This is a genomic window from Romboutsia sedimentorum (genome assembly GCF_030131845.1).
In the GTDB taxonomy this organism is placed as follows: domain Bacteria; phylum Bacillota; class Clostridia; order Peptostreptococcales; family Peptostreptococcaceae; genus Romboutsia_D; species Romboutsia_D sedimentorum.
The window spans coordinates 399,509-424,052 of sequence record NZ_JASKYM010000002.1; the positions used below are offsets into that span (position 1 = coordinate 399,509).

The 24,544-nt window shown below is 28.1% G+C and carries 21 protein-coding genes; 20 read left to right on the forward strand and 1 reads right to left on the reverse strand.

The features are described 5' to 3' along the window. Window positions 1-8: 8 nt before the first annotated feature. The 17 genes from rpsO to QOZ84_RS07195 all read left to right on the forward strand — a co-directional run bounded on the left by rpsO (window position 9) and on the right by QOZ84_RS07195 (window position 20,339). Window positions 9-266: a 30S ribosomal protein S15 gene (gene rpsO, locus QOZ84_RS07115; protein WP_284132482.1), complete on the forward strand. Its 258-nt coding sequence runs from the start codon at window positions 9-11 to the stop codon at window positions 264-266. Between the two features lie 145 nt (window positions 267-411). Then, complete coding sequence (locus QOZ84_RS07120) at window positions 412-1,245, forward strand: DegV family protein (RefSeq protein WP_284132261.1); 834 nt, start codon at window positions 412-414, stop codon at window positions 1,243-1,245. A 186-nt stretch (window positions 1,246-1,431) separates the two neighbouring features. Next, window positions 1,432-3,546, forward strand: coding sequence for a polyribonucleotide nucleotidyltransferase (locus QOZ84_RS07125; protein WP_284132262.1), 2,115 nt, complete (start codon window positions 1,432-1,434; stop codon window positions 3,544-3,546). 187 nt (window positions 3,547-3,733) lie between these two features. Next, the gene (locus QOZ84_RS07130; RefSeq protein WP_284132263.1) at window positions 3,734-4,474 is read left to right on the forward strand and encodes a polysaccharide deacetylase family protein; all 741 of its coding nucleotides are present in this window, start codon (window positions 3,734-3,736) and stop codon (window positions 4,472-4,474) included. 169 nt (window positions 4,475-4,643) lie between these two features. Further along, window positions 4,644-5,885: a M16 family metallopeptidase gene (locus tag QOZ84_RS07135; RefSeq protein ID WP_284132264.1), complete on the forward strand. Its 1,242-nt coding sequence runs from the start codon at window positions 4,644-4,646 to the stop codon at window positions 5,883-5,885. A 25-nt stretch (window positions 5,886-5,910) separates the two neighbouring features. After that, window positions 5,911-6,156, forward strand: coding sequence for a YlmC/YmxH family sporulation protein (locus QOZ84_RS07140; RefSeq protein WP_026900559.1), 246 nt, complete (start codon window positions 5,911-5,913; stop codon window positions 6,154-6,156). Between the two features lie 9 nt (window positions 6,157-6,165). Then, window positions 6,166-7,380, forward strand: a complete 1,215-nt coding sequence (dapG, locus tag QOZ84_RS07145) for an aspartate kinase (RefSeq protein ID WP_284132265.1) — start codon at window positions 6,166-6,168, stop codon at window positions 7,378-7,380. A 143-nt stretch (window positions 7,381-7,523) separates the two neighbouring features. Then, a complete protein-coding gene (locus QOZ84_RS07150) occupies window positions 7,524-8,321 on the forward strand; it encodes a ClpP family protease (protein WP_284132266.1) in 798 nt (265 codons plus the stop codon). A gap of 121 nt (window positions 8,322-8,442) precedes the next feature. After that, window positions 8,443-10,836 carry an FtsK/SpoIIIE family DNA translocase gene (locus QOZ84_RS07155; RefSeq protein WP_284132267.1) on the forward strand — a complete coding sequence of 798 codons (2,394 nt, stop codon included), beginning with the start codon at window positions 8,443-8,445 and terminating at the stop codon, window positions 10,834-10,836. Window positions 10,837-10,838: 2 nt separating this feature from the next. Next, a complete protein-coding gene (gene mnmH / locus QOZ84_RS07160; RefSeq protein WP_284132268.1) occupies window positions 10,839-11,885 on the forward strand; it encodes a tRNA 2-selenouridine(34) synthase MnmH in 1,047 nt (348 codons plus the stop codon). After that, the gene (gene rimO, locus QOZ84_RS07165) at window positions 11,885-13,219 is read left to right on the forward strand and encodes a 30S ribosomal protein S12 methylthiotransferase RimO (protein WP_284132269.1); all 1,335 of its coding nucleotides are present in this window, start codon (window positions 11,885-11,887) and stop codon (window positions 13,217-13,219) included. Before mnmH ends, rimO begins: the two co-directional genes overlap by 1 nt. Then, on the forward strand, window positions 13,206-13,748 hold the full coding sequence (gene pgsA / locus QOZ84_RS07170; RefSeq protein WP_284132270.1) for a CDP-diacylglycerol--glycerol-3-phosphate 3-phosphatidyltransferase: 543 nt from the start codon (window positions 13,206-13,208) through the stop codon (window positions 13,746-13,748). The genes rimO and pgsA overlap by 14 nt, the downstream gene beginning before the upstream one ends. A gap of 353 nt (window positions 13,749-14,101) precedes the next feature. Next, entirely contained in the window at window positions 14,102-15,148 is a 1,047-nt protein-coding gene (gene recA / locus QOZ84_RS07175) for a recombinase RecA (protein ID WP_284132271.1), read from the forward strand. A 255-nt stretch (window positions 15,149-15,403) separates the two neighbouring features. Continuing rightward, the gene (gene rny / locus QOZ84_RS07180; protein WP_026900567.1) at window positions 15,404-16,942 is read left to right on the forward strand and encodes a ribonuclease Y; all 1,539 of its coding nucleotides are present in this window, start codon (window positions 15,404-15,406) and stop codon (window positions 16,940-16,942) included. 126 nt (window positions 16,943-17,068) lie between these two features. Further along, window positions 17,069-18,004, forward strand: coding sequence for a DUF523 and DUF1722 domain-containing protein (locus QOZ84_RS07185; RefSeq protein WP_284132272.1), 936 nt, complete (start codon window positions 17,069-17,071; stop codon window positions 18,002-18,004). Window positions 18,005-18,076: 72 nt separating this feature from the next. Beyond that, entirely contained in the window at window positions 18,077-18,364 is a 288-nt protein-coding gene (locus QOZ84_RS07190; protein WP_284132273.1) for a hypothetical protein, read from the forward strand. A gap of 196 nt (window positions 18,365-18,560) precedes the next feature. Then, window positions 18,561-20,339, forward strand: a complete 1,779-nt coding sequence (locus QOZ84_RS07195) for an AAA family ATPase (RefSeq protein WP_284132274.1) — start codon at window positions 18,561-18,563, stop codon at window positions 20,337-20,339. A gap of 31 nt (window positions 20,340-20,370) precedes the next feature. Here the strand turns inward: QOZ84_RS07195 and QOZ84_RS07200 are convergent, their stop codons facing one another. Further along, a complete protein-coding gene (locus tag QOZ84_RS07200) occupies window positions 20,371-21,195 on the reverse strand; it encodes an undecaprenyl-diphosphate phosphatase (protein ID WP_284132275.1) in 825 nt (274 codons plus the stop codon). Between the two features lie 116 nt (window positions 21,196-21,311). Here QOZ84_RS07200 and QOZ84_RS07205 point away from each other — a divergent pair, with 116 nt between their 5' ends. The 3 genes from QOZ84_RS07205 to QOZ84_RS07215 all read left to right on the forward strand — a co-directional run bounded on the left by QOZ84_RS07205 (window position 21,312) and on the right by QOZ84_RS07215 (window position 24,489). Then, on the forward strand, window positions 21,312-22,220 hold the full coding sequence (locus tag QOZ84_RS07205) for a tyrosine-type recombinase/integrase (protein ID WP_284132276.1): 909 nt from the start codon (window positions 21,312-21,314) through the stop codon (window positions 22,218-22,220). An 88-nt stretch (window positions 22,221-22,308) separates the two neighbouring features. Beyond that, a complete protein-coding gene (gene purB, locus QOZ84_RS07210) occupies window positions 22,309-23,751 on the forward strand; it encodes an adenylosuccinate lyase (RefSeq protein WP_284132277.1) in 1,443 nt (480 codons plus the stop codon). A gap of 285 nt (window positions 23,752-24,036) precedes the next feature. Beyond that, window positions 24,037-24,489, forward strand: coding sequence for a MarR family winged helix-turn-helix transcriptional regulator (locus tag QOZ84_RS07215; protein ID WP_284132278.1), 453 nt, complete (start codon window positions 24,037-24,039; stop codon window positions 24,487-24,489). Window positions 24,490-24,544 lie beyond the last annotated feature (55 nt).

A 24,544-nucleotide genomic window follows, 5' to 3' on the forward strand; every position in this document is an offset into this window, starting at 1 on the left:
TCACTATGATGATGAACAAAGCAGAAATAATGAAAGAATACGGAAGAGCTGAAGGAGATACTGGTTCTCCAGAAGTACAAATAGCTTTATTAACAGCTAGAATAAATGAATTAAACGGTCACTTAAAGACTCACAAGAAAGATCACCATTCAAGAAGAGGATTATTAAAGATGGTAGGTAGAAGAAGAAACCTATTAGCTTACTTAAAAGATAGAGACTTAGAAGGATACAGAGCTTTAATAGCTAAGTTAGGATTAAGAAAATAATAATTAACTTTATTATAAAAGAGAAGGTATATACCTTCTCTTTTTTACGTTTATAAAATGAAAATATTCAAAATATAAAAGGTAAAACTGATATAAATATAGAAAATTACAAAATATAAACAATATATTAGAGGAGGAGATATATATGAAAATAAAATTAATTTGTGATAGTTTATGTGATGTGCCAAAAGAATTGGTAGAAAAGTATGATATAGAGGTTATACCATTAACGGTTATAATAGGTGATAAAGAGTATAAAGATGGACTAGATATAAGTAACGAAGAATTTTATGAAATGATGAAAATTAATAAAGAGGTGCCAAAAACATCTCAAGCCACGTATATACAATTTAAAGAGGCTTTTGATAAGTATGTAGAAGAATATGAAATAGTTTGTATAACAGGCTCTTCTAAATCGTCAGGAACGTATCAAAGTGCAGTAATGGCTAAAAATGATACAAATGGAGAGATACACATATTTGATACTTTAACTCTATCTCTTGGTAGTGCACAATATATAGTCAAAGCGTGTGAATTATTAAATACTAATATAAGTTCAAAAGAAATGATACAAAACTTAGAAGACATCAGAGAAAGTGTTAATTTATTTTTTGTTGTAAATACTTTAGAATATCTAAAAAGAAGTGGGAGAGTTTCGGTAACTACAGCTACAATTGGAAACATGTTGCATCTAAAACCTGTGTTTTCAGTTAAAGATGGGAATATACTTTTAATAGATAAAATAAGAGGTAAAAAACATGTAGTACATACAATGATAAATCTTATAAAAGAAAAATATGATAATTTAGAAGATAAAAATATAATAATTGGATGTGGAGTTAACGAAAATGATTTTTGTGCTTTAAAAAAAGAATTAGAAGAGACTTTAAAGGCTAAATCAGTTTATAGAGCACAAGGAGGCGTTTGTATTTGTTCTCATACAGGTCCTAATATTTTAGCTATTAGTTGTTCAAACTAGATATGACTAAATTTGAAGCAATAAGTAAATAATAAATGAAATAAAAGATATATTACTATTTATTTGTACTTAAAAATTATCAATACAGGTTAACAAGTGACTTTTATGTTGTTAATTTATACTATTTTTGATAATATAGTACATAGGATGATAAAAGCGGTTTTAATAAAGAGGAGGCAAGCATTAATGTTTGAACATAAAATATTTAAAATGGATTTAGCAGGAAGAGAATTTTCTGTTGAAATAGGAAAAATAGCAGAACTTGCTAGCGGAAGTGCAATACTTAGATACGGTGATACTATGGTTATGGTAAATGTATCAAAATCAGCAAAACCAAGAGACGGAATAGATTTCTTCCCACTAAGTGTTGACTATGAGGAAAAATTATATTCAGTAGGTAAGATACCAGGTGGATTTTTAAAGAGAGAAGGAAGACCTTCAGAAAAAGCTATACTTACTTCTAGACTTATAGATAGACCAATAAGACCATTATTCCCAAAAGGGTTTAGAAATGATGTACAAGTAGTTGCTACAGTGCTTTCTGTAGATCAAGATTGTACACCTGATGTAGTTGCTATGATAGGTTCATCAATTGCATTATCAATATCTGAAATACCATTTAACGGACCTACAGGATCTATAGTAGTAGGGCTTGTTGATGATGTGCTTGTAGTAAATCCAACAGCAGAACAAAGAGAAAAAAGTTCTATGCACCTTGTAGTATCAGGAACTAAAGATGCTATAATGATGGTTGAAGCAGGTGGAGATGAAATACCAGATGCATTAATGCTTGAAGCTATATTATTTGCTCACGAAGAAATTAAAAAAGTAGTAGCATTTATAGAAGAAATAGTAGCAGCAGTTGGAAAAGAAAAAATTGAAATAGCACTTCACACAATAGATGAAGATGTTGAAAAAGCAGTTCGTGAATTTGCAACATCAGATATGAAAGAAGCTGTTAAAACTATTGAAAAGCTTGAAAGAATGGAAAAAATGGATGCAGTAAAAGAAGCTACTTTTACTCATTTTGAAGAAATAGTATCAGATTTCGGTGGAGATATAGAAGAAACTCTACATGCAATAATAAAAGAAGAAGTTAGAAAGCTTATAGTTCATGAAAATATAAGACCGGATAACAGAAAACCAGATGAAATAAGACCAATATGGTGTGATAATGGATTTATACCTAGAACTCATGGTTCTGGACTATTTACAAGAGGCCAGACTCAAGTTATGTCAATAACTACTCTTGGAGCTCTTGGAGAAGCACAAATATTAGATGGACTTGATGAAGAAGAAAACAAAAGATACATGCATAACTACAACTTCCCTGCATACAGTGTTGGTGAAGCTAGACCATCAAGAGGACCAGGAAGAAGAGAAATAGGTCATGGAGCATTAGCTGAAAGAGCATTAGTTCCAGTACTACCTTCAAAAGAAGACTTCCCTTATGCAATAAGAGTTGTTTCAGAAGTATTAAGTTCAAATGGTTCAACATCTCAAGGTAGTGTATGTGGTTCAACATTATCACTTTTAGATGCTGGTGTACCTATAAAGGATATGGTAGCAGGTATTGCTATGGGTCTTATAAAGCATGATGACAAAGTTGCAGTATTATCAGACATACAAGGTATGGAAGATCACTTAGGAGATATGGACTTTAAAGTTGCAGGAACTGAAAAAGGTATAACTGCTATACAAATGGATATAAAAATAGCAGGTATTGATGAGCAAGTTTTAAGAGATGCTCTTACTCAAGCTAAAGTTGGTAGAATACACATATTAAACCAAATGAGAAAAACAATATCAGCTCCTAATCCAGAGTTATCTAGATATGCTCCTAAAATAATAACAATGAGAATAAACCCAGATAAGATAAGAGACGTTATAGGACCAGGTGGAAAGATTATAACTAAGATAATCGATGAAACTGGAGTTAAAATTGACATAGAACAAGATGGAGAAGTATTCATCGGTGGAATAGACCCAGAAATGATAGCACTTGCTCAAAAACGTATAACTGATATAGTTGCTGAAGCTGAAGTGGGACAAACATATAAGGGTAAAGTAAGTAGAATAATGAACTTTGGCGCTTTCGTTGAAGTACTTCCAGGAAAAGAAGGATTACTTCATATATCTCATATCTCTCATGAGAGAGTTGCTAAAGTTGAAGATGTATTAAATGTAGGTGATGAAGTAGAAGTTAAAGTAACTGAAATAGATGAAAAAGGAAGAGTAAATTTATCTAGAAAAGTTCTTTTACCTAAGCCTGAAAGAGTAGAGAAAAAAGAAGAAAAATAATACATTAAGAAGCCTAGTCTAGGCTTCTTTTTTGTTGCATCAATATTTTGACCTCAAAATTATATATAAGTCATAAATATATGAACAAGCTAATAATATATATAAAGAAATAATTTGTACATGTTAAAGAAATAGTATTAGATAGAGCACTTTAACATGTATAAAGATAGTCTAGGAGGAAAAATTAATGATAATGATGGTAGTTAGCAAAAACAAACTAAAAAAAATCATTATATCGGTAGTAGTGGTTATATTAGCAATAATGGGTATAGTATTTATGGTAAAGCAAAGTAAAAGTGAGGCTACATTTAACATATTTGATTCAGCAGATACACCCTATTACCAAGGAACAAAAGTAGAAAGTGGATATGTGGGACTAACATGTAACGTAGATCTTGGATGGGAAAGTGAGTATATAGAGGGGATACTTAAAGTTTTAGAAAAAGAAGATGTAAAGATAACATTTAATGTAACTGGAAGATGGGCAGAGAAAAATCCAGAATTACTCCTTAAAATTAAAGAACAAGGTCATGAAATAGGAAATCATGGGCATAGACATTTAGATTATGCTAAGTTATCTTATGAAGAAAATTTAGAACAAATACAAACATCTAAAAAGATAATAGAAGATATAATAAAAGAAAAAACTAAATTTTTCCAAGCGCCATCAGGATCTTTTGGTGAAGGTACAATGAAGGCTGCAAAAGAGTTAGGGTATACATGTATAAAATGGGATGTTGATACAATAGACTGGAAATATAGAGAAGAGCCAGAAGTGATAGTAGATAGAATCAAAAAGAAAGATATTAAGGATAATAGTATCGTTTTGATGCATCCAACAAATGCTACGACAAAATGCGTAGGAGATATAATTCAAATAATTAGAGACAAAGGATTAAAACCAGGTAAACTAAGTGATATATTCTAAAACAACAATATATTAAAATAATATGAAATTTACATATCATAAGAGCACTAAAGGTTGAATTAATAAGGGGGGTAACTTATAATTTAATACATGTATATATAAACAATAAATTATAAGTTAATATAGATACAATAAAATATAAAAAAGACAATATAAATGGAGGTTTGATATGTATAAAACACACGTATTAGATAATGGACTTACGATAATAGGAGAAGAAATACAACATGTAAAATCTATATCTTTAGGGGTATGGATAAATGCTGGATCAAGTATAGAAAATAAAAAAGTAAGTGGGGTATCTCATTTCATTGAACATATGTTATTTAAGGGTACTAAAAATAGAACATCTAAAGATATAGCAAATCAAATAGATAATTTAGGTGGGCAAATAAATGCATTCACTAGTAAAGAATGCACATGCTATTATGTTAAATTGTTAGATTCTCATATAGATATAGGATTAGATATTTTAAGTGATATGATTTTAAATCCACTATTTGATAAAAATGATATAGATAAAGAAAGATTAGTAATACTTGAAGAATTAAAAATGTATGAAGACTCACCAGAAGACTTAGCATATGACTTGTTAACAGAAAATGTATATGCTGGTGATGGGTTAGGAATGAACATTATAGGTACAACAAAGTCATTATATGATATAAATCAAGAAGAGATATTAAATTATTTTAAAGATTACTATCTTCCTAATAACTCTGTAATATCAATATCTGGAAACTTTAATTTTGAAGAAATGGTAAATAAAATAGAAGAAAAATTCAAATTATGGGAAAAAAAAGAAGTAGAAATTGAGATTAAAAAAGCAGAGTTTAAAAATTGTTTTGTAACTAAAAATAAAGATACAGAACAAGTAAACTTAGCTATGAGCCTAGAGACAATATCATCTGAAAATATTGAAGAAGTTTATGCACTAGCAATAGTAAATACTGTATTTGGAGGAAGTATAAGTTCTAGATTATTCCAAAAAATAAGAGAAGAAGAGAGTTTAGTATATTCAATATATTCATCTCAAAGTTTATATAAAAAATGTGGAGAACTGGGAATATTTGCAAGCATGAGTAACGAAAATCTAGAAGACGTATATAATTTAATTATAGAAGAAATTAAAGTATTAAGAGAAAATTATCTTACAGATAAAGAAATAAAAGAAACTAAAGAACAATTAAAAGGAAGTTATATATTAGGTTTAGAGAGCACTAGTAGCAGAATGATGTCTATAGGAAAGGCTATGCTTTTAAACAATAGAGTAAAAACAACAGATGATATACTTAAGAGTATAGATGAGGTAGACAAAAAAACAATAAACAGAGTTATAGATAAAACATTTAATTTAGAAAAACTAGGCATATGTATAGTAGGTAAAGATGTAGAAGAAATTAAATTTTAATAGAAAAACTATTGGGGGGATAAAAATGAATTTATCTGAAATAGCAGGTAAAGAAATAGTTAACTTAGTTACAGGAGAAAGATTAGGGGTAATTGGAGAATGTGACCTTATATTAGACGAAACGACAGGAGATATACTGGCATTATTAATACCTAGAGAAAGAGGTTTCTTTGGGATTAGAAAAGATAAGTCAGTACTTGAAGTACCATGGAGAAGTGTTAGAAAAATAGGCAATGATATGATAATAATAGAATATGATGGAGTGTACTAGGGGGGCAATATGGAGATTTTAGTTCAAAAATTTGGTGGTACATCAGTTGAATCATATGAAAAAATGAATGAAGTCTGCAAAATAGTAAAATCATATAAAGAGCAAAATGAGGAATTAGGATTAGTTGTAGTTGTTTCAGCTATGGGAAGAAAAGGGGCTCCATACGCTACGGATACACTGATAAATTTATGCAGTGAGATAAATGAAAATCCTCAGAAAAGAGAACTAGATATTATAATGAGTTGTGGAGAAATGATATCTGGAACAATACTTGTTAATATGTTAAAAGCAAGAAATATAGATGCTGTATTTTTGACAGGTTATCAAGCTGGGATAATAACTACAAGTGATTTTAATAATGCAAAAATAATAGATATAAAACCTAAAAAAATTAAACAAGAACTAGAGAATAAAAAAGTTGTAGTAATAGCAGGTTTTCAAGGAGCAACAGAAGATGGAGAAATAACTACTCTAGGTAGAGGTGGGAGTGATACATCTGCAGTAGCTATAGGTAAAGCATTAGGATGCAACACAGTAGAGATATACACTGATGTAGATGGTATAATGACTGCAGATCCAAGAGTAGAACCTGATGCTAAAGTATTAAGCTGCATAGACTATGAAGAGGTGTTTCAAATGGCTGATAAAGGAGCCAAGGTTATTCATCCAAGAGCGGTTCAATTAGCTAAAAGTGGAAATATAACATTAGCCATAAAAAATACTTTAAACCAAGATTCTAAAGGAACCAAAATTTGTTTAAAATGTAGGGGAGAAAGTATTGAGTATGAACAAGAAAATAGTCTTATGACTGCTGTTGCTAATAAAGATAATATAGCGCAAGTTAAAATCAAAACTAGTGAAGAGGTTTTTACTGAGATACTAAATGAAATAGAAAAGAAAAATATAAGCATAGATATGATTAATTTCTTTATACAAGAAAAAAGTTTTGTTGTAGAAGAAGAATCGGTGGAAGAACTAGAAAATATATTAAAAGATTTTAATACTCAATATCAAATAAATAAAAATTGTGCAAAAGTAACTTTAATAGGTGATAAGATAAGTGGAACTCCAGGAGTGATGGCTAAGATAGTAAGGATATTATCAAAATCAAACATATCACTTCTTCAAACATCTGATTCAAGCATGACCATATCATGTTTAGTAAACAAAGATGACATGTCAAAGGCAGTACATGCAATTCATAATGAATTTTATCTAAAATAAAAAAATAATGTAATACTTTTTCAAAATGAATTTAAAATCTATTTAAAAATAAAAATGTTATTAAGTAGAGTTTTCAAAATGAATTTTTTGAATCTATTTGGAAATAATAAGTTCAAAGTAGATTTATGAGAGGAGTATTACATATGAAATATTATGAAGATAATATTAATTTTAATAATCATATAGAGTTTTCCAAAAAAGAAGATAAAGATAAAAGAACTACCAAAAATCACTTACAAGAAGAATCTAGCCCTGAAAGTGAAGAAATACACAATATTAAACAGATGGGTGTTTCCAATATGCCTCAAAAAGATTCGAAAGAAATTCAATGCATTACTATAATAGGAGAAATTGAAGGGCATTTCGTAGGTAATCCACAAAAAAAAGCAACTAAATATGAACATATAATACCAATGCTTTATGCAGTAGAAGAAAGCCCTGAAATAAAAGGGATTTTAGTTATATTAAATACTATAGGAGGAGATGTAGAGGCGGGTCTCGCCATAGCAGAACTTTTAAACAGTGTATCCAAAAAAGTAGTTACTCTTGTTTTAGGAGGAAGCCATAGTATAGGAGTACCTCTTGCAACAGCTGGAGACTATTCTTTTATAGCACCTACTGCAACTATGATAGTCCATCCTATTAGAACTAATGGATTAGTTATAGGTGTAAATGAGACTTTTGAATATTTTAAAAAAATGCAAGAAAGAATTGTAGAATTTGTGGTTAGAACCTCAAATATAGAAAGAGAAAAGTTACAACAATTAATGCACTCAAAAGATGAACTTGTAAGTGATGTAGGTAGTGTATTGATAGGTAAAGAAGCAGTAGAATGTGGCCTTATAAATGAAGTGGGTGGACTTAAAGAAGCGTTAGTTAAGTTGAAATCACTAATAAAAGAGTCTGAAGAAAATAATATAGATAATAAAGATGATAAATAGATTTGTTTAAATAATACATTATATGATATAATTGAATAATATAACGAAAGTGTTAGTGTTAAGGCATTAACACTTTTTGCTATGATTGGACTAGCTAAATTACAAATGAGAGGTGAGATGGGTGGCTAAAAAGAAGAAAAGTAAAAAGAAAGATAGTCAATTAAGTTTTAGTAGAGAATATCATAATTTAGTAACCATATTTATAGGTATATTTTTATTATATAGTTTAAATTCGAGCTCTATGGGATTAATAGGAAGCATGATGCAAACAATCTTTAAAGGTTTATTTGGATCACTTTCAATAGTTATTCCATTTATAGTTATACTAACAGGTATACTTGGGTTCTTTGAAGGTAATGAATATATATATAGATTAAAAAACACTAAGGCTTATTATATTGGACTCATATTTATATTTGTTTTTTATGGATTATTAAATTCAAGAAACTTGCCAGTAGATAGCCCACTAAATTCTGAAATGTTGAAACCTGTAATGGAAATGGGTGTTAATGGTAAAGGACCAGGTCTAATAGCTACAACTATAATATACTATATAAGCAAGGTATTTGGTATAACAGGTGGATGGATGATAAGTATATTTGCTCTTGTAATAGTATTATTATTTACATTTAATATATCTGTAAAAGATTTAATACTAAATATAAAAGCAAAATCAACTAGTGCTAAAAATGGAAATCTTAATTTAAAAGATAAAGTTTCTAATATGAAAAAATCTGCACTTGAGATGATGACTGATGAAGTAGATGAAGCTACAATGATTAAAAAAGAAGGCTTGTTAAAAGGATTTATGTCCAAAAATAAGAAAGAAAAAAATGAAGAGCCAGTATTAAATATAGACAATGAAATAGATGAAGTTGATGACAAAACTATAAAAATAGTAGGATTTAATAAAGCTGAAGATGAGTATCTAGAAATATTAGAGGGAACTCAAAGTATGTCAGAACTAGATGTATTAAAAGAACTTCAAAGCTTTAATAAAGAACAGTGTAAAGATGTTAAAGAACAACCAGTTAAAACATCTAAAACATTTGATGATAAAAAAACACAAGGAATAGATATAAAACCAGAAGAAAATTATAAAAATTATAAAAAACCTACTTTTGAAATATTAAATAAAGTAGATAAAAAGACTGATGAAAATGGTAAAAAGAAAGTTTTAAAAAATGCATCTTTACTAGAAAAAACATTGGCAGACTTTGGAGTTGAAGCTAAAGTCAATCAAGTTACAGTAGGTCCTACTATAACAAGATATGAAATACAGCCAAGCCCAGGAGTTAAGGTAAGCAAAATAGTAAACTTAACAGATGATATAGCTTTAAGCTTAGCAGCTAAAAGTATAAGAATAGAAGCACCGATACCAGGAAAGAGTGCAATAGGTATAGAAGTTCCAAATGAAAATGCACAAATGGTAACAGTTCGTGAAGTACTAGAAAGTGATGAATTTAAGAAATTTGATTCACCTCTTGCAATGGCTTTAGGTAAAGACATAAGCGGAAAAACTGTAATAGGTGACATAGGAAAAATGCCACATTTACTTATTGCAGGATCAACAGGTTCAGGAAAAAGTGTATGTGTAAATACTTTAATAAGTAGTATACTGTACAAAGCAAAGCCTGATGAAGTTAAATTATTGCTTATAGATCCAAAAGTTGTAGAACTTGCAAGTTATAATGGGATACCACATTTATTAACACCAGTAGTTACAGACCCTAAAAAAGCTGCCAACGCACTTAATTGGGCTGTGGTTGAAATGAATAGAAGATATAAATTATTTGCAGAAAATCAAGTTAAAGATATTACAAGTTACAATGAAAAATGTGAAGATAAATTACCCAAAATTGTAATAATAATAGATGAGCTTGCAGATTTAATGATGGCAAGTGCAAATGATGTTGAAGATTATATATGTAGATTAGCACAAATGGCAAGGGCAGCTGGTATGCACTTAATAGTAGCAACTCAAAGACCATCTGTAGATGTTATTACAGGAGTTATAAAAGCAAATATTCCATCAAGAATAGCATTTGCTGTTTCGTCTCAAACTGATTCTAGAACGATACTTGATATGGGTGGAGCGGAAAAATTACTAGGTAAAGGTGATATGTTATTTTACCCACTAGGGGCAGCTAAACCAGTAAGACTTCAAGGTGCCTTTATATCTGAGGGTGAATCAGAAAAAGTAATAGATTTTGTAAAAAATCAAATTAAAGAAGATGTAAAATATGAACAAGGCATAATGGAAACTATATCTAAACCAGCAATGACTAAATCTAGTAGCGAAGATGAACTTTTAGACCAAGCTATAGAATTTGTAGTAGAGAGCGGACAAGGATCTTCATCTATGTTACAAAGAAAGTTTAAAATTGGGTTTAATAGAGCTGCAAGACTTATAGACTCTATGGAAGAAAGAGGTATAGTTGGACAAAGCGAAGGTAGTAAACCACGAAAGGTTTTAATGAGCAAACAAGACTTGCAAAATTTAGAAGGTGAATAAAATTGAAAACAATAAAAATTAAAGACGCACTAAACCTTAAAAAAGTAATATTTATAGATGTAAGAACCGAGGCTGAATATAATGAAGATAGCATATTAAATGCTGTCAATATACCTTTGTTCAAAAATGAAGAGCGTGAAGACGTTGGAACTTTATATAAAAACCATGGTAAAGATGAAGCCATAAAAAAAGGATTTGATTATGCATCATATAAATTAAAAGACATATATTTACAATCTAATGAACTATCTAACAAATATGACCATATAGTTGTATATTGTGCTAGAGGCGGGATGAGAAGTGGATCTGTGGTGAATTTATTAGCATCTTTAGGTGTAGAAGTATACCAACTTGAGGGTGGTTATAAAGCTTATAGAAATTTTGTATTAGATTACTTAAATAGTATAATGGATACTAAGAAATTTATAGTAGTTCATGGGCTTACAGGAGCTGGGAAAACAGATTTATTATACATGTTAGAAGACAAAGGGATAGATAATATTGATTTAGAGGGATTAGCTAAAAACAGTGGATCTACATTTGGATTTATAACTCATGATAAAAAACCACCTTCTCAGAAAAAATTTGAAACTAAGATTTTTGAAGATTTATATTTCTCAAAGAGTGATTATATATTTATAGAAAGTGAAAGTAAAAGAGTTGGGCATGTATCTGTGCCAAATGAAATTTATGAAGCTATAATAAGAGATGGATATCATGTACTTTTGGAATGTAGCTTAGAAAATAGAGTTAAAAGACTTTGTAGAGATTATATAGATGAAAAAGATAATTTAGATATTTTAAAAGATTGTATAAATAAATTTAGAAAAAGACTTGGAAATGAAAGAATAGATAGATATATTCTTTTATTAGAAGAAGGAAAATATGAGGACTTAGTAGAAAAGTATTTAGTAGAATACTATGATCCTTTATATATGCATTCTGTAGAAAAATATACATACAATACAGAAATCAATTTTGATGATATGAATATAGCTTTAGAAGAAGCTATGGTATTTCATAAGGCAGCAGTGGAAGGAGCAATATAATGTTAAAAATAGCACTAGAATCACTAGGATGTTCTAAAAATCTAGTAGACGCAGAAATAATGATGGGAATACTAAACAAAAAAGGATATAAGTTAGTTGGAGAATTCTCAGAAGCTGACATAATAATAGTTAATACATGTGGATTTATTGAGTCTGCTAAGCAAGAATCTATAGATACTATTTTAGAACTTTCAGAATATAAAACTAATGGAAATTTAAAAATACTTATAGTTACAGGATGTTTAGCACAGAGGTATGCACAGGAGTTAAAAACTGAAATACCAGAAATAGATGCAATAGTTGGTACAGGAAGTTACCAAAATATAGATGAGATAATAAATGGATTAAAGGAAGAAAAGCAAATAGTAAGTCTTAATGATATAGAATTTGCTTACAATGAAGAACTTCCAAGATACATATCAACTCCAAGTCATATGGCTTATTTAAAGATAGGTGAAGGATGTGACAATCATTGTACTTATTGTATAATTCCAAAGTTAAGAGGAAAATACAGAAGTAGGAAAATGGAAGATGTAATAAAAGAAGCCAAAGATTTAGCAACTAGAGGTGTAAAAGAACTTGTAGTTATAGCACAAGATACAACAAAATATGGATGTGATCTATATGGAAAAGAAATGTTACCAGAGCTTTTAGAAGAACTTGCAAACATAGACGGATTAAAGTGGATAAGAATTATGTATTCATACCCAGAATCAATAACTGAAGAATTAGTAAAAGTTATAAAGAAATATGATAACATATGCAATTACTTTGATATGCCTGTACAACATGCGAGTAATAAAATATTAAAACTAATGAACAGAAAAACTACTAAAGAAGATATATTATCAAAAATAGAAATGATAAGAACTCATATACCTGATGCGACAGTTAGAACTACAATAATAGTTGGATTCCCAGGTGAAACTGAAGAAGACTTCAAAGAAATAGTAGATTTCGCAAAAATAGTAAAGTTTGATAGATTAGGTGCATTTGCATATTCAAGAGAAGAGGACACAGCAGCAGACAAACTTCCTAACCATTTAGAAGAAGAAGTTAAAGCTGAGAGAAGAGATGCTTTAATGTTAGTACAACAAGGTATATCTCAAGAACTTAATGCTAAAAAAGTTGGAAATATATATGAAGTATTGATAGAGGAACAAATAGAAGACAATGTATATATAGGAAGAACTCAAGGGGATGCAGAAGAGATAGATAGTATAGTGTATGTAAAATCTAAAAATCAACTTAATGCAGGCGATTTTGTAATTGTTAAAATAAACAATGCATTAGAGTATGATTTAATGGGGGATGTAGTAGATGAACTTGCCTAATAAATTAACTTTATTTAGGATATTTTTAATACCAGTCTTAGTAGTGGTAATGTTACTTAACATACCAAATAAATTCTTAATATCTTGTATAATTTTTATTGTAGCATCTATAACAGATGCTATGGATGGACATATAGCGAGAAAACATAATTTAGTTACAGATTTTGGAAAATTTATGGACCCGCTAGCAGATAAACTTCTAGTTATATCAGTTCTTACATGTATGATAGAAGTTGGTCTTGTTGCAAGTTGGATGGTTATAATAATAGTAGCTAGAGAACTTACTGTAAGCATATTAAGAGCTATAGCAGCAGCGGATGGAAAAGTAATAGCAGCTAGTGGTGGAGGAAAGTTAAAAACGATAAGCCAAATGGCATCGATAATAATAATATTATTAGGTGCACATTTTGTAAATCCACTATTAACAAATATAGGAGATATAGTTATATTAATAGCTACGTTACTTACATTATATTCTGGATGGGAATATTTATATAAGAATAAAGAGTTATTTATGAATAGCAAATAATAAAAAAAGCAGTGAAGGTTATATAAAATCTTCGCTGCTTTTTTTATTGCTTAGGAAATTTAAATGATATTTAGCTAGGAGTTTTAGTAATAAGCTTAAAATAATAAGTGTACATATTAAACAATAATTAAAACTTAATAAACTGTATAAAAATAGCAATATTGGTACATAAATAAAGGTAATATAGGAAAATTTTACTTAAGAATATGATTAAAAAAATAACGCATAAATAATCTAAATAATTAAATACAAAATACTTTTTAGAATTGACGTAAATTAAAATATACGATATAATTAATATATAGTTATAGAACAAATGTTTGTAATTTATATAGATGAAGGGATGGAAAAATATGAGTATAGAACAAGATAAACTAAAAGCACTTAATCAAGCATTAGGTCAAATAGAAAAGGATTTTGGTAAGGGATCAGTAATGAAATTAGGAGAAGCTACATCTATGGTAATAGATGTTATACCAACTGGATCTATAGGATTAGATATAGCAATTGGTATAGGTGGTCTTCCAAAGGGTAGAATAGTAGAAATTTATGGACCTGAGTCTTCAGGTAAAACAACAGTAGCACTACATTCAGTAGCAGAAGCTCAAAAACAAGGTGGAATAGCAGCATTCATAGATGCAGAACATGCACTTGACCCAATATATGCAAAAGCATTAGGTGTAGATATAGATAACTTAATAATATCTCAACCAGATACAGGAGAACAAGCTTTAGAAATAGCTGAAGCACTTATAAGAAGTGGTGCTATAGATATAATAGTAGTCGATTCAGTTGCAGCACTTGTTCCAAGAGCAGAAATAGAAGGGGATATGGGAGATAGTCATATTGGTCTTCAAGCTAGACTTATGTCTCAAGCATTAAGAAAATTAACGGGGTCTATTAAAAAATCAAATTGTGTAGCTATATTTATAAACCAATTAAGAGAAAAAGTTGGTATAATGTTCGGTAACCCAGAAACAACAACTGGAGGACGTGCACTTAAATTCTATTCTTCTGTAAGATTAGATGTTAGAAGAATAGATTCAATAAAACAAGGTGATAAAGTAATAGGAAGTAGAACAAGAGTAAAAGTAGTGAAAAATAAAGTTGCTCCACCATTTAAACAAGCTGAATTTGATATAATGTATGGAGAAGGTATATCTAAAATTGGAGATTTATTAGATATAGCAGCTGATATAGATATAATTAAAAAATCAGGGTCTTGGTATGCTTATAATGAAATAAAACTTGGACAAGGTAGAGAGAATGCTAAAAAGTTTTTATTTGACAATCAAGATTTAATAAATGAAGTAGATGAAAAAGTTAGAAAACACTACAATTTAGATGAAAATGAAGATGATACATCAGAAAAAGATGACAAATTACAAAATTTAGAATAATAAAAGACATACACACCTCCTATTAACTTGACATGCGTTAGAAAAAATTATAAAATTAAATAAAGATAGAATATCTAAATTTGATTTTATAGCAAAATATTCTTATAAATAAAAAATAAAGGTGTTTTGTTGTTATTACAACACATACTATGAGTATTTAATGATATCTTATTTTATATCATAGTTGTACTTGTGATTATAAAAATGATTAAAAAAGGTTTAGAAAGTGACATTTTGGGATTATTAACAAAGGAGGTGGATGTCATAGATACTATAGTAATAATTTTAGGTGGAGCCGTGGGTATTTTAGTTGGATATTTTGTAAGAAAAAATATATCTGAAGCTAAAATTGGCCAATCTGAAAATTTAGCCAAAGAAATAATAGACAAAGCAAACAGAGATTCAGAAACAGTGCAAAAAGAAAAGCTATTAGAGGCTAAAGAAGAGATCCATAAATGGAGAACTGAAGCAGAGAGAGAAAACAAAGAAAGACGAATTGACTTACAAAAGTATGAAAAAAGAGTGATACAAAAAGAAGAAGTACTAGATAGAAAATTACAAAACTTAGAATCAAAAGAAACTAGTTTAGGTGATAGGTTAAAAAATGTAGCAAAAAAAGAAGAAGAAGTAGAAGGTATAAAGGTTAAGCAACTAGAAAAGCTAGAGAATATTTCCGGAATAACTTCTGATAAAGCAAAAGAAATTATTTTGACTAATGCTGAAAGAGAAGTAAGACGTGAGATGTCTATAATGATAAAAGAAATAGAGTCTCAAGCTAAAGAAGAAGCTGAAAAGAAATCAAGAGAAATAATAAGTTATGCTATCCAAAAATGTGCAGCAGATCATGTTGCAGAGACTACTGTAACAGTAGTAAATTTACCTAATGATGAAATGAAGGGTAGAATTATAGGTAGAGAGGGTAGAAATATAAGAACGTTAGAAACTCTAACAGGAATAGATCTTATTATAGATGATACTCCTGAAGCTGTAATTTTATCAGGATTTGATCCTATAAGAAGAGAAGTTGCAAGAATTGCACTTGAAAAACTAATAGGTGATGGTAGAATACATCCAGCTAGAATTGAAGAAATGGTTGAAAAGGCCAAAAAAGAAGTTGACAGTATAATAAAAGAATATGGGGAACAAGCTGCATTCGAAACAGCTGTACATGGACTACATCCAGAGTTAGTTAGATTATTAGGTAGACTTAATTATAGAACTAGTTATGGGCAAAATGTACTTAAGCATTCTATAGAAGTTGCACATATAGCAGGGATAATGGCAGCTGAGATAGGTGCTGATGTTAAGTTAGCAAAAAGAGCTGGTTTATTACACGATATAGGGAAATCTGTAGACCATGAAATGGAAGGTACGCATGTTGAGATAGGTATGGACTTATTAAAGAGATATAAAGAATCTAAAGATATAATACATGCTATGAGTACACATCATGGAGATTATGAGCCACAAACGATAGAAGCCGTTTTAGTAACTGCAGCAGATGCTATATCAGCAGCTAGACCAGGTGCTAGACGTGAAACGTTAGAAGCTTATATTAAAAGATTAGAGAAGTTAGAAGAAATAGCTAATTCATATGAAGGAGTAGAAAAATCGTTTGCTATACAAGCAGGTAGAGAAGTTAGAATAATGGTAAAACCTGAAAATGTTAGTGACGAAGATATACACTTATTAGCTAGGGATATGACTAAGAAAATCGAAGATGAGCTTGAGTATCCAGGTCAAATAAAAGTAAGTATAATAAGAGAAACTAGAGCAATAGAATATGCTAAATAAATAGAAAAGAGGTTTTATACCTCTTTTTTTTAATGCGAAATTAAAAATAAGGTAAAATTTGAATAATAAAACTTTGCTAATAAGAAAATAATAAATTTAAATAAAAATATATGGAGTGACATAAATATGAGAAAACCTAAATTGATTATTAGCAGATGTTTGAATTCAGAAAAATGTAGGTATGACGGCCAGGGATTTGAAGATAAGGTTATAGCTAATCTAAAAGAATATATAGATATAGAAACTGTTTGTCCTGAAGTGTCAATAGGATTATCTACACCTAGAGATCCTATTAGAATTGAAAAGCATGGAGAGGAGTATAAGTTAATACAAAGAAACTCTGAATTTGACTGTACGACTCATATGAATGAATTTGCAGAAGAGTTTTTAAGTGAAATAAAAGATATAGATGGATTTATATTAAAAAGTAAATCTCCCTCTTGTGGTATTAAAGATGTAAAGATATATCCTAAAGGAAATAAATATAGTATAAGTAAAAAAGGGAGAGGTTTGTTCTCAGAAAAAATAATTAATGGTTACTCAAATGTCCCAATAGAAGATGAAGGCAGACTAAAAAATTATAATATAAGAGATGAATTTTTAACAAAGATATTTGCTATTAATAACCTTAAATGTAGTGAAAATATATTTGAATATCACAATGAAAATTATATGTTATTAAAATCATATAATGAAAAAGCTACAAAAGACTTAGATTATATAATAAAAAGTAATAAGTTAAATAAAGAAACTATATCAGTTTACAAAAATAAGGTACAAGAAATTCTAAATGCTAAAAGACAAGAAAATAATAAAATAAAAGTTGTTAAAGAAATTTTTGATAAGTATAAGAATGATTTAACTATAAATGAAGTTGAAAATTACGAAAAATTATTACAATCGTATAAAGATAAAAAAATACCGTACAGTGCATTATTAGTAGCAACAAAAATATATTGCATTAGGTTTGATGATGAAGTTGCAATTAATCAAACATTTTTCAATCCATACCCAGAAAAATTAATAAATATAAGTGATTCGGGAAAAGGCAGAGATTTATAATAAAATAAGCAATATAAAAACGATAAAATGGTAATAATAAATATAAAAATACAATATAGAAGGAGTAATTTTATGTTAAATAAATTATCTGAAAACCAATATGTAAAAATGACAAAAAGTCATGATAATAAAAATTACAAAGAAATAGAATATGGTGTTGTACTTAATGGAGAAGAAGATAAGTATGAAATAATGAGTGTAGGATTTGAAAATAGAAATGGACATTTTTTAGAATATCCAACAAATGTAGAAAATTTAATTCAAACTTATGATATTAATGATTTAATGTTTGATGAAGTAAAAGAGAATGAAGTGAGAAGAAAGATAAATATTTGGTTAGAGAAAAACTATAAAAATTAATTTGTTTAGGGAGATTTAGTAGTAACAAGTAAAATATTTAACATTTGATAAAACATAAAAAATTAAATTAATTCATTAAATTGTTAAAGATTAAAATTATGTAAAAATAAAATAAATATATTAGATTAAATAAGCAAAGATAGTAAATTATATCATAAAATGATATAATTATTAGTAAATAAGGGGGGAATATCAGATGAATAAATATATAAATATTAATTCTGAGCTAGATGCCTTAAAGATAAAAGAGATTGAAAAAATCTTTTATGATAAGATACAAGAAGATGTTAATTTGATACCAAAAATCACTCCTTTTAAAGGAATAAATACAGACATGCTATATATAAAGGATAATAAAATTTTATTTATAAAATTTATGGATACAACAGAGGATTTATTCTTTATATTGGAAGAAGAATTATTAGAAGTTATGAATGAGGAAAATGAATTACTAAATTTAAGAATGAAGCAATTAGATAAGAAGATAGACTACAACTATATATTTATAATGCCATATGTAGAAATAGATAATGGTTATGAATTTAAAGAATTTGTGAATAATCATATTGTAGATAAAAATAAGCTTAAAAATATTATAGATAATAAAGAAAAAATAAACGATTATTTAGTAGAAACTAATAATGAAATAGATTTAAACTTATTTTTACTAGATATTTGTCCGGAATACTATTTATTAAATGAAAGAGAACATTTAAATAAAAAATTTAAAAAAATTTCATTTTATGACCAAGACTATAAATATAGTGCAACTATGCTAGATACTAATCAAATAATAGAGGCTTCGTCTATAAAATATGGAAACACTTTATTTAAAGGCGGATCTGGAACTGGTAAAACTACAATAATGTTGTCTAGAGGTATAAAGTTAGCGAGGTTATATCCACATCATAAGTTCTTAATATTAACAGATTCAAAACAAGCTTGTAATGAATTGAGAGAAAAGGTTAAACTAGTATATAAAGCTAATAATAATTTAGAAATCTACACGTATAGTTCATTTATATTTAAATTAGCTAAAAAATATAATCTTATAGTTGATTATAATAATCTTAAACAAGATTATGAAAAAACTTTTAATAATTTAGTTAAGCAAGCTAAAAATATAATAAAAAATAAAAATATGTTTAAAGGTATATTTATAGATGAAGTAGAAAACTTCAACAAAGATGAAATATCATTTATACAAGAATTTTTATATAAAACAAAGTTCATATTTAATGCTTTTTGCTGTCAATCGCTTAATATAAGTAGTGATTTAAATATATTTAAATATAATTTAGAGGGTATAGAATTTAAAGAAACTGTAATTTTAGAAAAAAATTATAAACAAAGTGAAGATCTTGTGAAGTTTACTAACAATTTTGCAAAAAATGCAAATGATTATATAAAAAACTTAAGAGATAATAAAATATACAACGAATTCTATCAAACAAAGCCTATAAGAGTTGGAAATAAAGCTGTAGATATAATAAAGGTAAGTGATTTAGATGACCAAATAAGTTCTCTTATATGGGAAATCGAATACTTAATAAGTAAAAAAGGACTACATTATTCTGAAATTTGTATAATATATCCTTATAATAAAAAGAAATTAAAAAATGGGAAAACAATTTATTTCCAATACATGCTTAAAAAAGCTTTAGAGGAAGCAAATATTCCGTATATATATGCTGAAGAAAATTTAACCAATATAAGTAAAAAACTTGGAGTAACAATTTCTAACATATATACTATAAACAATTTAGAATATAAAGCATTGATAGTGTGTGAACTAGAAATGTTGTATAATCATACTATTAACGATAAAGAACAAGATTATCAAATAAATGATTTTGTAGGAGATTTGAACAAGGTATATTTATCTATAACTAGAGCATGTGATTATTTAAGTATAATAACAACATTTAATGAAAACTCTAGTGATATAATAAAGCTTCTTATAGAGTCAAAATAAAAAGAAGCACAATTGTGCTTCTTTTATTGTTCTATTTAAGTAAATAGAAATAACTAAGAACTATTATTCCTAAAATTATTCTATAGTAACCAAATACCTTAAAGTCATGTTTCTTTATATAATCCATAAGGAACTTTATAACAAAAACTGAAACTGCAAAGGCAACAACTGAACCTAGGGCTAACATCATCCATTCAAAACCGCTAAATGCAAAACCAGCTTTTAAAAGTTTTAATCCACTAGCTCCAAGCATTGTAGGTATAGCTAAGAAGAATGAGAACTCTGCTGCGACATATCTAGATGCACCAAGTAATACAGCACCTATTATAGTAGATCCTGATCTAGATGTACCAGGTATAAGCGCTAAACATTGGAACAAACCAATACCTATTGCTAACTTATATGTAACCTGAGAAAAATTACTGAACTTAGGTTTTTTATTTCTATTTTCAAGAATTATCATTATTACCCCGTATACTATAAGTGCAGTAGCAACAGTAGTAGGATTAAAGAATGCTGCTTCTATAACATCATCATATAAAAAACCTAAAATTGCAGATGGAATAACAGCGACTATAACCTTAAGCCATAAATCAATCGTTTCGTTTTTTTGGATTTTCGATTTTGAAGCGTCAAAGGGATTCAATTTTTTAAAAAATATTGTAAATACAGCAAATATTGAACCTAACTGAATTACAACTAAAAATGTGCTAACAAAAGTATCTGAAAAGTTAAGTTTTACAAATTCATCAACTAATATCATATGTCCAGTACTACTTACAGGCAACCATTCTGTAATACCTTGGACTATACCTAAAAGAATAACTTTTAAAATCTCGATAAAATTTTCAAGCAAATTAATTACCTCCAATACAAATCATAATAAACGTAAATAAACGTCAACTTATAGTATATCAATAGTAGTAATTATATGTCAATATAAAGAAAATAACAGATAAGAAAGGAGAAATTATGAATAAAACTATACAATTAGATGACTATGAATATGAAATTTTCAAGAAGTTTTCAAAAAAGCTAAATCTGACAACAAAACATGATTATTTATCTAAAATAATATCGTTTAAGGAATTTATACAGGATAAAGAACTTATCTATGCTAATAAGGAAGATTGTACAAAATTTATAGCAAATGTTAAAGAAAATTATGCTAAATCTACATCTGAAAAAATATATAGTTACTTACATAGTTTTTATAATTTTTTATTAAAAGAAGAGTATATAGAGATAAATCCATTTAGGTATGTAGAAAAGCCGGAAGTCAGTAGAATAAAAAATAAAGACGATGTACTTAGCATTCAAGAGATTAACAAACTCATAGAGATACTTTATAAGCTAAACATAAGAGATAGAGTTATTATAGTATTTTTAATTACTACAGGGTGTTTATTAAATGAATTAGTAAATTTAAAATGGAAAGACCTTATGCTAGATGAGAAAAATAATTATTATACTAAACTAGGCAAAGGCAGAAAAGAAAGAATTGTAAAGCTTCATCCTTATTGCTTTAAATTAATAGAAGATTATAGAAACTACTCTGGATTAACAGAAGTTATAATGCCTACAGAAGAATTTATATTTACAACGCAAAAAAGCAACTCTATAACAGATAGGAATGTAAGGCTAATAGTAAGAAAAGCTTTAGATTTAGCTGGTCTTTCTCAGTATTCAGCGAAAGATTTTAGGCATTCATTTGCGGCTATATCTTTAAGGCTTGGAGCAGATGAAGAAGATATAAAAAATCAGTTAGGTTGGAGCGATAAATATTATGCAATAAGATATAAATATGTATTAAATTTTGTTGATAGTGAAAGTGTAGATTATATTATTAATAAAGATAATATAAGTATAAATAAAAAATAAAAATGAACATAAATAAAAAAAAACTTGTTATAGTTCGTAAAATTTTATATAATTATGATATGAATAAGACTCAAGGAAGGTGCAAATAATGATAGATAATAAATACAATACATATACAAATCCTTTAACGGACAGATACTGTAGTAAAGATATGAGCTATATATTCTCTCCACAATTTAAATTCTCAACTTGGAGAAAATTATGGGTAGCCTTAGCAGAAGGTGAAAAAACTTTAGGAATAAATATAACTGATGAACAAATAGAAGAATTAAAGGCTAATATAGACAATATAAACTTTGATGAAGCTAGAGAAATAGAAAAGGAAGTAAGACATGATGTAATGAGTCATGTAAAAGCGTATGGCTTACAATGTGATAAAGCTAAAGGAATAATACATTTAGGTGCAACATCTGCATATGTTGGTGACAACACAGATGTTATACAAATGGATGAAGCTTTAAAACTTATAAGAATAAAACTTGTTAACCTAATAAATAATTTAAAGGAATTTGCTCTTAAGTATAAAGATATGCCTACACTAGGGTTTACACATTTCCAAGCAGCTCAGCTTACAACAGTAGGCAAGAGAGCTACTTTATGGGCTCAGGACTTAATACTTGACTTAGAAGATATAAACTATAGAATAGACAATATGAAACTAAGAGGAGTTAAAGGAACTACAGGTACTCAAGCTAGTTTTTTAAGTTTATTTGAAGGTGACCATGAAAAAATAAAGGAACTTGATAGATTAGTATGTAGACAAATGGGATATAAATCTTCTTATGCAGTAAGTGGACAAACTTATACTAGAAAATTAGATTATCAAGTTATAAGTGTATTATCAGGAATAGCTCAAAGTATGCACAAGATGACTAATGATATAAGACTTTTACAAAGTTTAAAAGAAATAGAGGAGCCATTTGAAAAAAATCAAATAGGTTCATCAGCTATGGCATACAAAAGAAATCCAATGAGAAGTGAAAGAATATCATCATTATCAAAATATATAATATCTGAATCATTAAGTCCTGCATTAGTACAGGCTACTCAATGGCTAGAAAGAAGTTTAGATGATTCAGCAAATAAAAGATTATCTATACCACAATCATTTATGGCAGCTGATGCAATAATTGAAATAGGTATGAACGTAACTGATGGATTAGTTGTTTATGAAAGTATGATAAATAAACATATAAATGAAGAACTTCCATTTATGGCTACTGAAAATATACTTATGGAAGCTGTAAAAAGAGGTGGAGATAGACAAGAGTTACATGAGATAATAAGAGAGTATTCTATGAAAGCAGCTTATAGAGTTAAGCACGAAGGTAAAGATAATAATTTAATGGACCTTATAATGAATGATGAATCATTCAAAATGAGTAAAGAAGAAATGTTGTCTATAATGGATCCTAAAAACTTTGTAGGTAGAGCCCCAGAACAAGTTGTAGAGTTTGTAAATGAAACTTTAGAACCAGCGATAAAAGACTTTAAGGAGTCTATAGGATTAAAAGTAGACTTACATGTATAAAACATTAAAATATATAAATTAAATTGTAGTTGTTGCAAATTTATTATTAAAACGGCCTATTTATAGGTCGTTTTTTATTATAGTACAATAAATATAACTATGATTAACTAAGTAAAGCTTATATATGCTTCTTTATTTTAATGCATTTTAAAATACAGAATAAAATAATATGAAATTAATGTATTTTAAACATATTATTATTAAAAGTATTGTACTAATAAAAAAAATAATGTAAACTACAATTAAATGAGAAATCGAATAAATTAAACAGCTGGGGGCGATGATATGAAGTGTATAGTGCCAGATACAATAGAATTTTTATCTAAAACATTTCCAAAAATATATTCAAGTCTTTACTTAGAATATTTAAAACAGTATTCTGCGATATATAACGTTAATAAAACACAACTAAGAGCATTGATGTTTATAAAAAACTATGGATGTATAAGTATGACTGATTTATGTGCTAAGCTAAACATAGAAAAAGGTAGTCTAACTAGTATGGTTGATGATTTAACAAAAAAGGGGTATGTCATAAGGACTAAGGACTTATTAGATAGAAGAAAATATTTAATAAGTATAACTGAAAAGGGAACAACGCTTGCTTCTGACTTTATGACTAAGCTTAGTGAAAAATTGGAAGAAAAATTTTTAAAATTAAACGAAGAAGATAGAAATAGATACATAGAAGCTATAAACACTTTAGAATATATTTTAAATAAAGAAGAATTTAGCTAAAAAGCAACCTATTTAAGGTTGCTTTTATTTTGAAAGTTAAATTGTTACAAAACAC